Origin of the sequence: Robbsia betulipollinis (assembly GCF_026624755.1) — a bacterium.
Classification (GTDB): domain Bacteria; phylum Pseudomonadota; class Gammaproteobacteria; order Burkholderiales; family Burkholderiaceae; genus Robbsia; species Robbsia betulipollinis.
In genome coordinates this window covers 195018-208431 of the sequence record NZ_JAPMXC010000001.1, presented here as the reverse complement: position 1 = coordinate 208431, position 13414 = coordinate 195018, and the positions used below count along the sequence as shown (strand labels likewise).

The 13414-nt window shown below is 65.7% G+C and carries 12 protein-coding genes; 4 read left to right on the top strand and 8 right to left on the bottom strand.

Features of this window, described 5'->3' with window-relative positions; translation table 11 throughout:
- Positions 1-268: 268 nt before the first annotated feature.
- Positions 269-1870: a hybrid sensor histidine kinase/response regulator gene (locus tag OVY01_RS00945; protein WP_267844947.1), complete on the top strand. Its 1602-nt coding sequence runs from the start codon at positions 269-271 to the stop codon at positions 1868-1870.
- Positions 1871-1879: 9 nt separating this feature from the next.
- Here OVY01_RS00945 and OVY01_RS00940 read toward each other — a convergent pair whose 3' ends face one another.
- From OVY01_RS00940 to OVY01_RS00925, 4 genes are all read right to left on the bottom strand, one after another.
- On the bottom strand, positions 1880-2698 hold the full coding sequence (locus OVY01_RS00940) for an alpha/beta fold hydrolase (RefSeq protein WP_267844946.1): 819 nt from the start codon (positions 2696-2698) through the stop codon (positions 1880-1882).
- Positions 2695-3372, bottom strand: coding sequence for a metallophosphoesterase (locus OVY01_RS00935; protein ID WP_267844945.1), 678 nt, complete (start codon positions 3370-3372; stop codon positions 2695-2697). Before OVY01_RS00935 ends, OVY01_RS00940 begins: the two co-directional genes overlap by 4 nt.
- A gap of 72 nt (positions 3373-3444) precedes the next feature.
- Positions 3445-3765, bottom strand: coding sequence for a hypothetical protein (locus OVY01_RS00930; protein ID WP_267844944.1), 321 nt, complete (start codon positions 3763-3765; stop codon positions 3445-3447).
- Between the two features lie 108 nt (positions 3766-3873).
- Positions 3874-5046 carry an NERD domain-containing protein gene (locus OVY01_RS00925; protein ID WP_267844943.1) on the bottom strand — a complete coding sequence of 391 codons (1173 nt, stop codon included), beginning with the start codon at positions 5044-5046 and terminating at the stop codon, positions 3874-3876.
- A 194-nt stretch (positions 5047-5240) separates the two neighbouring features.
- Here OVY01_RS00925 and OVY01_RS00920 point away from each other — a divergent pair, with 194 nt between their 5' ends.
- Positions 5241-7025, top strand: a complete 1785-nt coding sequence (locus tag OVY01_RS00920; protein WP_267844942.1) for a gamma-glutamyltransferase family protein — start codon at positions 5241-5243, stop codon at positions 7023-7025.
- A 160-nt stretch (positions 7026-7185) separates the two neighbouring features.
- On the top strand, positions 7186-8286 hold the full coding sequence (gene selD, locus OVY01_RS00915) for a selenide, water dikinase SelD (RefSeq protein ID WP_267844941.1): 1101 nt from the start codon (positions 7186-7188) through the stop codon (positions 8284-8286).
- A 49-nt stretch (positions 8287-8335) separates the two neighbouring features.
- Here the strand turns inward: selD and OVY01_RS00910 are convergent, their stop codons facing one another.
- Positions 8336-9442, bottom strand: a complete 1107-nt coding sequence (locus OVY01_RS00910) for an S-(hydroxymethyl)glutathione dehydrogenase/class III alcohol dehydrogenase (protein WP_267844940.1) — start codon at positions 9440-9442, stop codon at positions 8336-8338.
- Positions 9443-9716: 274 nt separating this feature from the next.
- Between OVY01_RS00910 and shiA the strand changes: the two genes are divergently transcribed.
- Entirely contained in the window at positions 9717-11045 is a 1329-nt protein-coding gene (gene shiA / locus OVY01_RS00905; RefSeq protein ID WP_432422210.1) for a shikimate transporter, read from the top strand.
- A 64-nt stretch (positions 11046-11109) separates the two neighbouring features.
- Here shiA and OVY01_RS00900 read toward each other — a convergent pair whose 3' ends face one another.
- The 3 genes from OVY01_RS00900 to OVY01_RS00890 all read right to left on the bottom strand — a co-directional run bounded on the left by OVY01_RS00900 (position 11110) and on the right by OVY01_RS00890 (position 13409).
- Complete coding sequence (locus OVY01_RS00900; RefSeq protein ID WP_267844938.1) at positions 11110-12009, bottom strand: formate/nitrite transporter family protein; 900 nt, start codon at positions 12007-12009, stop codon at positions 11110-11112.
- A 288-nt stretch (positions 12010-12297) separates the two neighbouring features.
- Positions 12298-12468, bottom strand: a complete 171-nt coding sequence (locus OVY01_RS00895; RefSeq protein WP_267844937.1) for a hypothetical protein — start codon at positions 12466-12468, stop codon at positions 12298-12300.
- 68 nt (positions 12469-12536) lie between these two features.
- Entirely contained in the window at positions 12537-13409 is an 873-nt protein-coding gene (locus OVY01_RS00890; protein ID WP_267844936.1) for a pirin family protein, read from the bottom strand.
- Between the last annotated feature and the right edge of the window lie 5 nt (positions 13410-13414).

Sequence of the window (13414 nt, the reverse complement as noted above, 5' to 3'; positions counted from 1 at the left end):
CTGGTTCATAAGAGGGTCAGGTTCAAAAATGTCGTGGTATAGCAATTCCCCTTGCGTATATCGGAATTCCGGTTGCGCTACTTGAGTGGAATCGTGCGTTTCGACGACGACCCGACACGGATGGGGCATTTTGCGGCATTTGTCGGTCCGGATGGTACGGGGAATGTGTCGGTCTGTACGGAATACCACGCCTGGAGCGAAATTTGCTTGTACGGGTTCACCCCCAGACGAGCCCCCCATGAAGAATGATTCCGCAGACGCCGATCGAATGAGTCGTTTAACGGCGCTTGGCATTCTCGACAGCCCGGCCGAGGCCTCGTTCGACCGATTGGTCGAGCTGGCGGCGCACGTGATGAATGCGTCGGTTGCGTCGATCGATTTCATCGACGATCACCGCGTCTGGTGCAAGGCCGCGTGGGGAAGGCCGCGCGGCGAGACGCCGCGCGCGAAATCGCTGTGCGACGAGACCCTGCGGCGTGGAACCCGGCTGGTCCTGGCCGATGCGCGCGAGGATGCGGCGTTCAGCCAGTGCCGGGAGGTCATCGACGAACGACGTGTGGTCTTCTACGCCGGTATCGTCCTCAGGGGCACGGATGGGGTGGCTCTGGGCGCCTTGTCCGTCACCGACCAGACGCCACGCAGGATCGACGAAAACGGCATCTCGGCGCTCGAACTGATCGCCGGTCAGGTAACGGAATTGCTCGAATCCCGTCGTTTGAATCAGGAAAACCTACAGCAGAAATCCCAGATCGACCAGGTCCAGGAAAATCGCGACCGGTTCCTGGCGATGCTGGCGCATGAACTCCGCGCGCCGCTTGCTCCGATTCTTACGGCGGCCCAGGTGCTGAATGCGCAGACGGCGACAGCCGATCAACAGCAATGGTCGAGGCAGACCATTCTCCGGCATGCCACGCACATGGGAGAGGTGATCCAGCACCTTCTGTCCGCCTCGCTCGTGGCGAGTGGCGCGGTCGATCTGAAACTTCAGCCGGTGTCGGTGGCGGCCTTGTTGCAGAGCGCGTACGAGATGAGCGAGTCGGCGATACGCGAGCAGCAGCATATCTATTACCCGGCCGATACGGCGGAGTGGGTGATGGCGGACCCGGCGCAACTGGTGGTGGTGCTGGTCGACCTGCTGAAGAACGCGGCGCGGTATACGCCCGCTCGCGGCAGGATCCACGCGCGGGTGGATGTCGCGGGGGATTGGGTGAACATTCGGATATCGGACAATGGCGCGGGAATCGCGTCCCACGATATCGATGAGATATTCCAGGTCTTCGGGCAATCCCGGCAGCCGCTGGATCGCGCGAAAGGCGGAATCGGGCTGGGCCTTGCGCTCGGCCGGCGTATCGCGGAGTGGCATGGGGGGACGCTCACCGCCTATAGCCGGGGGCCGGAGCAGGGCAGTGAGTTCACGCTGACGCTCGCGCGCGCGACGCCCGAGGCGCCGCAGCGCGTGCCGGTTCGCGACGAAGGCTGGGCATCGCTTTCGCCGCCGCTCGAGATCCTGGTGATCGACGACAACGTCGATACCGCGGAGGCGCTGGCGATGTATTACCAGTCCCTGGGCCAGCGCGTGCGCCTCGCCCACAATGCCAAGGATGCGCTGGCCGCGATGGACCGCTGGCACCCGGACGTTGTGCTGAGCGATATCGGCCTGCCGGACATCAGCGGCTACGAGCTGGCCAAGCGGTTGAGCCGCAACGATACGCTCGTGGAAACCCTTTTGATCGCCATCAGTGGCTATGCCGACGCCCGCGCCCGCGCGGCGTCGAAAGCGGCAGGCTTCCACGCGCATTTCGGCAAGCCGGTGGATCTTCCGGTGATGGACCGGCTCATCGTCAATCATTTCCTCCAGTCGGATTCCTGACCGAGCGGCTCAGCGCAGTGCAGCGATGAATTCCAGGAGCCGTTGCGTGATATCCGCGGGCCGTTCCAGGCTGGGCAGGTGGGCGGCACCGGTCAGCGTCGCGTGCGAGCCATGCGCTACGGCCGCGGCGACGTACCGGCTTCGCGCCTGCACGTTGGGTAAATCGAGGTCGCCCCACATGACATGCACCGGCATCGCGAGCTCGCTCAGCCGGTCGAAGGCGGCCGCGACATCGAGGTTCGATCCGGTCGGCCCCAACCGGTGAGCGGCTGTATTCATTTCAGCGAACAGCGCGCGTGGTTTACCCAGCACGCGGGGTTCGGATGCCAGGGGGCCATCCAGAAAGAGGCGTGTCCGGAGTGCGATGATGTCGTCCAACGCGCCGGTGTCTCGCGCGTGGGCAAGTCGCGCCATAAGATGTCCGATCGCGGGCGGATAGTCGGGCAGGGGCGCGCCGCTCACGCTGGGCGAAACCAGTACCAGGCCACGAATGGCGGCTGGGTGCAGCAGTGCTGCGTCCAGCGCGATACGTCCCCCTTCCGAGCATCCGACGAGAACCGTCGGCATACCGTTCGTCGTGGCGTCGATCACCGCCATCAGATCCGCGACGGCGGAGAAATCTTCCTGCCTCGCGCGGGTATCGCCAAAGCCGCGCCGGTCGTAGGCAATGGTCCGGTGGCGGGCGCCGACGGCAGTCAGCTGCGCATGCCACATGCGACGATCCGCGACGCCGGCATGCAGGAAAACGACGGGATGGCCGACGCCGACGACGTCCACCGCCAATGCGGCGCGGCCGGATGGGATGCGAAGATGGCCGCGGGCGGTCACAGCGCGTCCAGTTCGACCAGACTCAGTCGTCCGCCGGGGAACACGGCGCCCGTATCGATGAACACGACATTGCCCAGCGTCTTCACGCCGTCCAGCACCGGCGTGTGGCCGACCACCAGACGGTGCAGGTCCGGCACCCCGGCCGTGTCCCCGGCCGCGATACGCGTACGGGACCACAGGGCCGTCCTGGCGACGGCACGCAGCCCGTCGTCCGACTGCGTATCCCGCAGGCTGTCGCGGAATGCCGCCCATGTCCGCCCGGCGATGTCGGCATGGACGAAACCGACGGTGCCGTGCCGCGTCGCGACTTCGATCGCGATCGGCAACCGCGCCAGGCGGCCCACGATCGCGCTCCGGCGCGCCGGCGACAGACGCAGGAACCATGTTCCCCCATTGATCCGATAGTTATCCGCATCGTACCGGCCCGCGGCGACGTCGATCGCCATCTGTTCATGGTTGCCGCGCACCGCATGGAACCAGGGCAGGTCGAGCCAGTTCAGCGCCGCTTCGGATCGGGGCCCGCGGTCGATGAGATCGCCGACGCTGAAAAGCCGGTCGCGATGCGGGTCGAAGCCGGCCTTTTCCAGTTCACGCTCAAGCAGGCGAAAGCAGCCGTGAACGTCTCCCACGGCGAAGTCGCGCCCGGCCGCGTTGCATGCGAAATGTTCGACCATCGCGTTTTCCCGAAAATCGATGCCGTGGGTTGGCTTGCGGTCGGGAGCCTGGAATGCCCCCGCTTCCACCCGTCACTGGCCGACGGTCAGTGCCTCGACGGGGGCATACACTTCCATCGATCCTTTCGGGAGATACACCCGCGCCTGGATCACGCCCTTTTTGGGATGCCCGGTCAACGCGGCGTCGTAGGCCGCCAGATGATCGGTCAGGATGCAGCCGTTCTGTCCCAGATAGGCGATCGCGTCCCGGTCGTTTTGCGCGGCGGCGGTGACGAACTGGTCGAACAGTTTTTCCGTCAGACAGGCTGCGTAGCCGGATCTGAAATGGGCTTGCGCCGCGACGGCGGTGTGCGCAGCCGTCGCAAGGATCAATGTGGCAAGCAGGCGGATCATGGGGTGGGGCGCGGGTCGGGATGAGATTAAAGGGATTGTGCCACCGCACGACGGCACGCGCCTTGGGATGCAACGCTCGCGCTCGGGATAGCGTTGCGGACGAGGCACTCAGGGCGCGGTGCGAGCCGGATCGACCAGTACGCTGGGGCAGCCCAGGCGATCGACGCCTTCGGGGCAGACGCTGGACGGCGTGGCCGCGTCCGGTTCATTCCCTTCGCGCGGGGAGGCCACGGGCGCAGACGGTTCGGCGGCGTCGTGCGTCGTGCGCGCAATGGGCGTTGCGGTATGTGGTTTTTCGTGATGTCGAGTTGCTCGACGAGGATGGCTGCGCCGCTCCGGCGTGGCATGTGCACTGCTGCCGTCCGGCTCTTGCCGGGCCGAAGGGGCGGAGCCATCGCCGGTGTCCGTGGCTCTCCCGGGTTTGTGCGAGATCGCCATGCCCGCCGCCGCGACGAGTAGCACGATCGCGATCGCCGTCAGGCGTCGGGCCTGACGCCCCTTATCTGCCTTGGCCCGGGGCAGCGCGTCTTGTGCAACACGCGTCGATGTCAAACGCGATGCCGACACGGACGGGCTTGCGTCGCATTCGGTTGCGGGCGGACTGGAGCGCGTTCGATCGTCGGGGCGCGGCGTTGCGTGAGCCGATGAGTTCGGCACCATGGTGCCGACAACACGTAAATTTCGGCTATTTTCCGTTGCCCGCGGCGGAGCATCGTCTGCTCGGGAAAGATTCAACGCTATGGCCAGCGAGCGGACATCGTCGAACGCCCATGGCCGTGTGCGAGCGTTGCGAAGCGCGGCTTCGAAGTTTTCCATTCGGCAGACGTGTACGCGATAGTCGCTGCATTCCTCTACGTTCGAATCTGCCCATAGTCCGTGACGGAAGACGAGAATGCCTCGGGGATAAGACGGCGGCGATACCGCGACTGTCCGGAACGCGTCTCGCAGTGCCTGATTTTGTCCCACCGTCTGGCGGTACGCGTTGCCCAGCGCTTTGGTATCGCCGCCGGGCCGTACATGCATCCAGGGCCCATTTATCTGCCCCCGCACCTGTGCGCGCCAGGCCTTTACCTCGACCACGATCGCCGCCTGGTGCGTGAAGACCACCAGATCGAGTTGAGGAGGCAGGTCGACGTTCGCAAAAATAATCCCTGCCTGTTTCGTATCCTCAAGCCACTGCCGGATACGCAGGAGCACATATGTTTCCGCTTCATCGGAAACGGAGGCGCCCTGGAATATTTCGATGTGCGGCACGCGGACCTTGCATGGAAAGAACGTCATCGGACAAAACGCCGATGACAGTCGGCGGCTTTACCGGACACATTCCGTGCCGCCACGACACGCCGGGAATGTAGCAGCCGCGTCGGCGTCTGTCCATTTTCGGCGGCTGTGCATCTTGCCATCCTTCCGAGCATGGGTTGACATGACTCGCGTTCGAGCCAAAACTGCCTCCTCACCCCGTGCCGGAGCCATCGATGACCTTCACCACTCGCCCGGAACTGATCGGCACCTTTGGCATGGTCGCCTCGACCCACTGGCTGGCGAGCGCGTCGGCGATGGCCGTTCTCGAAAAAGGCGGCAATGCGTTCGACGCGGCGGCCGCCGCCGGTTTCGTATTGCAGATCGTCGAGCCGCATCTCAATGGCCCCGGGGGCGAGTTGCCGGTGGTCTTTCACAGTGCTCGCGAGTCGCGCGTGCGCGTGCTGTGCGGGCAAGGCGTCACGCCGGCGACGATGACCATCGCGAAGATGCATGAACTCGGGCTGGACGTCGTGCCGGGAACCGGGCTGCTGCCGGCGGTGGTGCCGGGCGCGTTCGGCGCGTGGATGGCGTTGCTGCGCGACTATGGTCAATTGCCGCTCGCCGAGGTGCTCGGCTATGCGATCGATTACGCGGAAAACGGCTATCCGGTAATCCCGCGCATGACGCAGTCGATTCTCGCGATCAAGGATTTTTTCCTGAAGGAATGGCCGAGTTCCGCCGCGCAATGGCTGAAGGATGGCGAGGCCCCGGTGCCGAACCGGCTGTTCGCGAATCCGGCGATCGCGGCGACGTATCGGCGCCTGTTGCGCGAGGCGTCCACACGCACGGACCGCGCCGAACAATGCGAGGCGGCGCGGCGCGCCTTCTACGAGGGCTTCGTCGCCGAGGCGATCGACCGGTATTTCCGCACGACGGCGGTATTGGATACCTCGGGACGGCGCAACGCCGGCTTGCTGACCGGCGACGATCTGGCGCACTGGGCGCCGCATTACGAGACGCCGGTATCGTACGACTACGCGGGGTTCCAGGTTCACAAGACGGGGCCGTGGGGACAGGGGCCGGTATTCCTGCAGCAGCTGGCCCTGCTCAAGGGGTTCGACCTGGCATCGATGGATCCCCTCGGCCCGGACTATGTGCACACCGTGATCGAATGCGGAAAACTGGCTTTCGCGGACCGGGAAATTTTCTACGGGGATCCGGATTTCAGCGCCGTGCCGATGGACCTGCTGCTCGGCGACGCGTACAACGACGCACGGCGCGCGTTGATCGATCCGCTGCAGGCGTCGCATGATTTCCGTCCCGGCGCCCATGGCGACAGCGCGGCCCGGCTGGCGCGCGTGCTGGAAAGCGCCGGGCGGCAGCAGCCGGGCGGCTTCGGGCAGGGTGAGCCGACCTTCGCGACGCTGCCGGAGATGCGCGGCGACACGGTGCACCTCGATGTGGTCGACCGCTGGGGCAATATGGTGTCGGCGACGCCCTCGGGCGGCTGGCTGCAGGCGTCGCCGGCGGTGCCCGGGCTGGGGTTCAACGTCACGACGCGGGCGCAGATGTTCTGGATGACGCCGGGCTTGCCGTCGTCGCTCGGGCCGGGCCGCCGGCCGCGCACGACGCTGTCGCCGACGCTGGTGACGCGCGACGGCGCGCCCTATGCCGCGTTCGGCTCGCCGGGCGGGGACCAGCAGGATCAATGGTCACTGCAGTTGTTCCTGAAGCATGCACATTTCGGTATGAATTTGCAGGCGGCGGTGGATTCGCCGACCTTCCAGACGTCCCATTTCCCCGCGTCGTTCTATCCGCGCGACATGCAGCTGGGCCGGATGTCGGCGGAAGCGCGCTTCCCGGAGACGACTCTGGCCGCGCTGCGCGCGCGCGGCCACGATCTCACCGTGGCCGCGCCCTGGTCGCTGGGGCGGGTGTGCGCGGTGAGCGTGCGGCAGGGTTTGCTGCGCGGCGCGGCGACGCCACGGATGATGCAGGCCTACGCGGTCGGGCGTTGACGGGGCGGGGCGGTCCGTGCGGCACCCATGAGATAATCCGCCAATGGCGTGGCGTTGCCCGCTGCCACGTGGCGTGTCCCCGCCCAGCCCGCCCAACCCTGCCGGACAGATGACAGCGTGCCCGCCCGCCCCGATCCACCGCAACCGAACGGTTTCCGACGTGACCCTCCCGACTGTCTCCTCCGCTTCCCTCGCCGACGCCGGCGCGCCGCCCACCCCCGTCCGCCTGACCGACCTGTCGCACGGCGGTGGCTGCGGCTGCAAGATCGCGCCCGGCGTGCTCGCGTCGCTTCTGGCGCGCAGCGCGCCGATGCAGGTGTTTCCGCAGTTGCTGGTCGGCAACGAGACCGCCGATGATGCGGCGGTATACAAGCTCAACGATACGCAGGCGCTGATCGCCACGACGGACTTCTTCATGCCGATCGTCGACGATCCCTTCGATTTCGGTCGTATCGCGGCGACGAACGCGCTCTCCGACGTGTACGCGATGGGCGGCACGCCAATCCTCGCGCTGGCGATCGTCGGCATGCCGGTCAACACCTTGCCGCACGCGACGATCGCACGCATCCTGGAGGGCGGGGAGTCGGTCTGCGCGGCGGCGGGCATTCCGCTGGCGGGCGGCCATTCGATCGACTCGGTCGAGCCGATCTACGGCCTGGTGGCGCTCGGGCTGGTGCATCCCGACCGGATCAAGAAGAATGCCGGCGCGCGGCCGGGCGACCTGCTCGTGCTGGGCAAGCCGCTGGGGGTGGGCATCCTGTCGGCGGCGTTGAAAAAGGGTCGGCTCGACGCGGCGGGTTACCGGCGCATGGTGGACGTGACGACGCGCCTGAACACGCCGGGTATCGCCCTGTCGTCGATCGAGGGCGTGCATGCGTTGACCGACGTGACGGGCTTCGGCCTGCTCGGTCATGCGCTGGAAATGTGTCGCGGCGCGGGGACGCGCGCGCGCATCGCGCTATCCGACGTGCGTTGGATCGACGGCGTGCGCGACCTTGCCCGGGAAGGCGTCGTCACCGGCGCATCGGGCCGCAACTGGGCCGCCTATGGCGACGAGGTAGCGCTGGCGGACGGGCTGACGGCGGAAGCGGGCGCGCTGCTGACCGATCCGCAAACCTCGGGCGGCCTGCTGGTATCGGTCGCGCCCGAGGCGCTGGGTGCGGTGATGGACGTCTTCGCGGCGGCCGGTTTCGCCGACGCATCGGTCATCGGCGAGATGTTGCCGGCCGCTGCCGGACCCCGGGTGAGCGTGGTCGCCTAGCCTGGCCGCCGCACCCGGCAAGTCCGTGGCGGCGCCGCCCGGGCCGGGCTCAGTAAACGACCACCGAACGAATCGATTCGCCGCTTTTCATCAGTTCGAAGCCGCGGTTGATGTCGTCGAGCGGCAGCGTATGCGTGATCAGGTCGTCGATATTGAGCTTGCCCTCCATGTACCAGTCGACGATCTTCGGCACGTCGGTACGTCCGCGGGCGCCACCGAAGGCCGACCCCTTCCATTCGCGCCCGGTGACCAGCTGGAAGGGCCGCGTGGTGATTTCCGCGCCGGCTTCCGCCACGCCGATGATGATCGACTGGCCCCAGCCCTTGTGGCAGCACTCGAGCGCCTGACGCATCGTCTTCGTGTTGCCGATGCACTCGAACGAATAGTCGGCGCCCCCGTCGGTCAGCTGGACGATCGCGTCGACGACGTTCTCGACGTTCTTCGGATTGATGAAGTGCGTCATGCCGAACGTGCGGGCCAGCGCTTCGCGTTCCGGATTCAGATCCACGCCGATGATCTTGTCCGCGCCCACCATCTTCGCGCCCTGGATGACGTTCAGGCCGATGCCGCCCAGACCGAAGACGACGACGTTCGCGCCGGCCTCGACCTTGGCGGTAAACAGCACCGCGCCCACGCCGGTGGTGACGCCGCAACCGATGTAGCAGACCTTGTCGAACGGCGCGTCCTCACGGATCTTCGCCATCGCGATTTCCGGCGCGACGATGTAGTTCGAGAACGTCGAGGTGCCCATGTAGTGCAGGATCGGCTTGCCGTCGAGCGAGAAACGCGAGGTGCCGTCCGGCATCAGGCCGCGGCCCTGCGTCGGGCGGATCGCCTGGCAGAGATTGGTCTTGCGCGACAGACAGAATTTGCACTGGCGACATTCCGGCGTGTAGAGCGGAATGACATGATCGCCTTTTTTCAGCGAGGTGACGCCCGGGCCGACGTCGACGACGATGCCCGCGCCTTCGTGACCGAGGATGGCGGGGAAGGCGCCTTCGGGGTCTGCGCCGGACAGCGTGTAGTAATCGGTGTGGCAGATCCCCGTCGCCTTGATCTCGACGAGGACCTCGCCGGCGCGCGGGCCGTCCAGGTCGACTTCTTCGATCGTCAGGGGCTGTCCAGCCTGCCAGGCAACTGCGGCGCGTGTTTTCATCGGTCGGTCCTTTGCAAAAATACCCGCGGAGCATAACAATGGAACGCAACTAACAGGCGTAACGTCATACACTTCGCGACAAAAATTCATTGCCTCCGGTCGCGCTTTACGCTAAAAGAGCACGCCCGGGACGTTTTCCAGGAAAATCCGAGTCTAGCAGAGAGCGGGAAAACGCATCGCCGGACGCGTGAAAAATGGCATGCGGCGCGGCATTTCCGCAGACGCGGCAGCGGGGAATCAAAGACGAATTCAAAGACGAATGACGAGCAGCGAAATGGATGTTTCTTCTTCACTCGAGCAGGCGACGCGCCATCGGCAGCGTGCGGAGCGCAATGCACGCCGCGCGGCGCTGGGCAGTTTCGTCGGGGCGGTGGTCGACTGGTACGACTTTCTGTTGTACGGGATCGTCGCCGCGCTGGTCTTTCAGTCCGCGTTTTTTCCGAAAATCAGTCCAGCGATGGGTACGCTCGCCGCGCTGGCGACCTTTGGCGTCGGCTTTCTGTTCCGGCCGCTTGGCGGCATCGTGTTCGGTCACTATGGCGATCGTCTGGGACGCAAGCGGATGCTGGTGCTGACGGTCGGATTGATGGGCGTGTCAACGGCGCTGATCGGTCTGCTGCCGCCTTTCGCGGTGATCGGCTGGTGGGCACCGGCGCTGTTGGTGACACTGCGCGCGATCCAGGGCTTCGCGGTGGGCGGCGAATGGGGCGGCGCGACGCTGATGGCGGTGGAAAGCGCGCCAACCCGCCGCAAGGCGTTCTACAGCAGCGGCGTGCAGGTCGGCTATGGCGTCGGACTGGTGCTGGCGACCGGTTTGGTGTCGTTGCTCAGCCGCTCGATGAGCAACGCGGCGTTTCTGTCGTGGGGCTGGCGGCTGCCGTTCCTGTTCAGCATCCTGCTGGTGCTGGTCGGCCTGTGGGTACGTTCGAGCATGGAGGAGTCGCAGGAATTTCTGGACCGGGTGGCGAAACCCGCGGGCCGCAAGCTGCGCCTGCCGGTGATCGAGGCATTGCGCCGCCACCCACGCGCCTTTTTACTGATCATCGGGCTGCGACTGGCCGAACTGTTCACGATGTATATCGTGACGGCATTCGCGCTCAGCTATTCGACCTCGCATCTGGGCCTGCCGCGATCGCTGTTCCTGAACATCGGTTTACTGATCGGCGCGGTCAGTTGCGTGACGATTCCGTGTTTCGCATGGCTCGCGGACCGTTTCGGGCAGCGGCGCATCTATATCATGGGCGCCGTGATCGGCATGGCGTGCGCGGTGCCGTTCTTCGTCGCGCTCGAGGCGCGGGCGACCGTCTGGATCGTCCTGTGGGCGGTGCTGCTGGGCAACGTCGCGCACGATATGGTGGTCAGCGTGCAGCAGCCGATGTTCACCAGCCTGTTCGGCACCGCCTACCGCTATAGCGGGGCCGGCGTCGGTTATCAGCTTGCGAGCGTGGTCGGCGGGGGATTCACGCCGTTCATCGCCGCGGCGCTGGTGGACTTCAACGGGGGTTCATGGCACCCGGTGGCGGCGTACCTGGCGCTCGGCTGCCTGCTGTCCGTCGTGGTGGCAAGCTGCATGCGCGCGCGTCCGGCCGACGCAACGGTCTGAGAATCCCATCCGTTTGACCCAACCGGGTAAGCGGTTCGGCAGGCGTAGGCGACGGCGCCTGCCCCTAGCCGCCGTCGTCCCGGATTTCCGGCGCGATGGCGGCGTGATTCAGCAGGCCGACCAGCGAGATGCCGCCCAGCACATTGCCCAGCAGCGTGGGCAGCAGGAAGCTGGCGAAATAGGCGCCGATCGGCATCACGCCGGTGATCACGCCATAACTCGCCTCGACCGATCCCGCGATGATGTGTGACAGCTTGGCCACCGCGACCACATAGGTGATCAGCATCACCGTGACGAGCCGTCCGGAGCGGGCGCTGGGCAACAGCCAGACCATCAGCGCGATCAGCCAGCCGGCCAGCAAGGCCTTGAGAAAGGTCAGCCCGAAGGGATGCGCGATGGTCTCGCCGGCGATCTCGTGCATGGCGTGGACGACATCGTCGTCAAACAGCCCATGGACGGCGAGAAGCGCCGCGAAGATCGCGGTGCCGATCAGGTTGACCACGAGCACGATGGCCCATACCCGCAGCGCCGATTTCAACGTCGGCCAGTCGCGCCGCGTGAGCACGGGGAGCACGACCGTGAGCGTGCTTTCGGTGAACAGTTGCTGCTTGCCCAGCACGACGATGACGAAACCGATCGAATAGCCGAAGCTGGCCACCAGCGGCGTCCAGTGCGCCTGCGGCAGATAGGCGCGCATGATCGCGAGGCCGACGAAGGAAAATCCCATCGACAGGCCCGCGGCAAGTGCGGACCACATCAGCGCGCCGCTGTCGCGCTCGAGCGCGGCTTCGCCTTCCTCCCGAACGATTTCATGGAGGATCAGTGCATGGGGCGACGAATGGTCGGCGGCCTGGCTTTTTTCGCCTTCGTCCAGATGCGGCGAGTTCTGGCCGGCCTCGTTGGCATCGGGCGCCGCGTCCTGCGCTTTCTGCGGGCCTGGCGCATCGTGGGGAGCCTGAGCCATGGTGTGGCGAATCCTGTGGGATCGAATCGGGTCGTTATGGCGGGCCGGCGGAAGCGCCGACGTCATGCAGCGGCCGATATGGGACAAATCCCGAATCGGTCTTTGCTGCATGATCCATTCTGCCTTCAAAACCCCGACAGCGTCGAACGGCGGAGGCTCGGTTCCCGCCGCACGATGTGGCGCGAGGCCGGGACCTTGCATCAGTCCATCGCCCGTTGACCGCCCCCGGAAGACAATCTGCCACAGCGTTCCCGGACGGCGTACTACCCGGGAACCTGAAAATGTCTCTTAAAAGCCTGTTTTCCGACGGCGTGTGCTGTCGACGGTCATCATGACGCGCATTTCCGCGTGGGCGGCGTACGACGTCCATACTTCGCGAAAGAACCGGCGCAGCGCGCCGCCCGCCGGCCGACCGGCCGTCGCGACATTCGAAGCAAGGGTGGTGTGGGGGACGTTCATGATCGTATCCTGGTTAATAGCTAAGTATTAACCCTAATACTACCTGAGAATCCCCGAACGTCACATGGCTAGGCGCGCAGATCGTCCAGACTGTTGCCAAAAAGCCCCGCCTGATAGTCGTGGATGGCCTGCTGAATTTCTTCCCGCGTGTTCATGACGAAGGGCCCGTGGGAGACCACCGGCTCACCGATCGGCGCGGCGCGGCCGAACAGAACCACGGCATCCTCGTCGGCCGACAGCACCACCGTGTCGCCGTCGGCACGCAGCCGGGCGAGCGTGAAGGCCGGCACCGCTTCTCCCGCCACCGCGACGCGGCCACGGACCACATACAGAAAAACGGTCAGCGCGGCGGGTGCCGGAAGCGTCAGGCGCGCGCCCGGGGACAGGTTCAACACCATCATTTCGACGCCGGTCAGCGAGACGATCGGGCCCGTGTGTCCGTCCCATTCGCCGGAAACGAGTTCGATCCGCGCCTTGCCGTCGTCCGCGCTCAGTTGCGGGATCTCCTCACGCTGCAATCCCGTATAGGCGGGCCGGGTCATTTTGAGACGCGCGGGCAGATTGACCCAGAGCTGCAGTATTTCGAGCGGGCCGCCGGCGCGTTTGAACGGTTCGGGAGAAATCTCCGCATGCACCAGACCGCTACCGGCCGTCATCCATTGCACGCCGCCGGCCCGGATCACGCTTTCGTGACCGCCGGTATCGAGATGGGCGAGTTCGCCTTCGAGGATGAACGTCACGGTTTCGAAGCCGCGGTGCGGGTGCGGCCCGAACGGCAGACCGCGGTTGTGCGGCGGATAGGTCTGCGGGCCGTGATGGTTGAGAAACAGGAAAGGGTCGAGCTGTTCGATCCCGGGCCCCGGCAGCGGCCGGCGGGTGGACAGGTCGCCGATGTCGTCGCGGTGGGCGGGATGTCGGGTGTCGATCGTTCTCGATGTCATGGCGG

What these genes read in the sequence shown, in the direction of transcription:
- OVY01_RS00945 (WP_267844947.1), top strand. Translation starts at nt 269, where the DNA reads ATGAGTCGTTTAACGGCGCTTGGCATTCTCGACAGCCCGGCCGAGGCC.
- OVY01_RS00935 (WP_267844945.1), bottom strand. Translation starts at nt 3,372, where the DNA reads ATGGTCGAACATTTCGCATGCAACGCGGCCGGGCGCGACTTCGCCGTG.
- OVY01_RS00930 (WP_267844944.1), bottom strand. Translation starts at nt 3,765, where the DNA reads ATGATCCGCCTGCTTGCCACATTGATCCTTGCGACGGCTGCGCACACC.
- OVY01_RS00925 (WP_267844943.1), bottom strand. Translation starts at nt 5,046, where the DNA reads ATGACGTTCTTTCCATGCAAGGTCCGCGTGCCGCACATCGAAATATTC.
- OVY01_RS00920 (WP_267844942.1), top strand. Translation starts at nt 5,241, where the DNA reads ATGACCTTCACCACTCGCCCGGAACTGATCGGCACCTTTGGCATGGTC.
- OVY01_RS00910 (WP_267844940.1), bottom strand. Translation starts at nt 9,442, where the DNA reads ATGAAAACACGCGCCGCAGTTGCCTGGCAGGCTGGACAGCCCCTGACG.
- shiA (WP_432422210.1), top strand. Translation starts at nt 9,717, where the DNA reads ATGGATGTTTCTTCTTCACTCGAGCAGGCGACGCGCCATCGGCAGCGT.
- OVY01_RS00900 (WP_267844938.1), bottom strand. Translation starts at nt 12,009, where the DNA reads ATGGCTCAGGCTCCCCACGATGCGCCAGGCCCGCAGAAAGCGCAGGAC.
- OVY01_RS00895 (WP_267844937.1), bottom strand. Translation starts at nt 12,468, where the DNA reads ATGAACGTCCCCCACACCACCCTTGCTTCGAATGTCGCGACGGCCGGT.
- OVY01_RS00890 (WP_267844936.1), bottom strand. Translation starts at nt 13,409, where the DNA reads ATGACATCGAGAACGATCGACACCCGACATCCCGCCCACCGCGACGAC.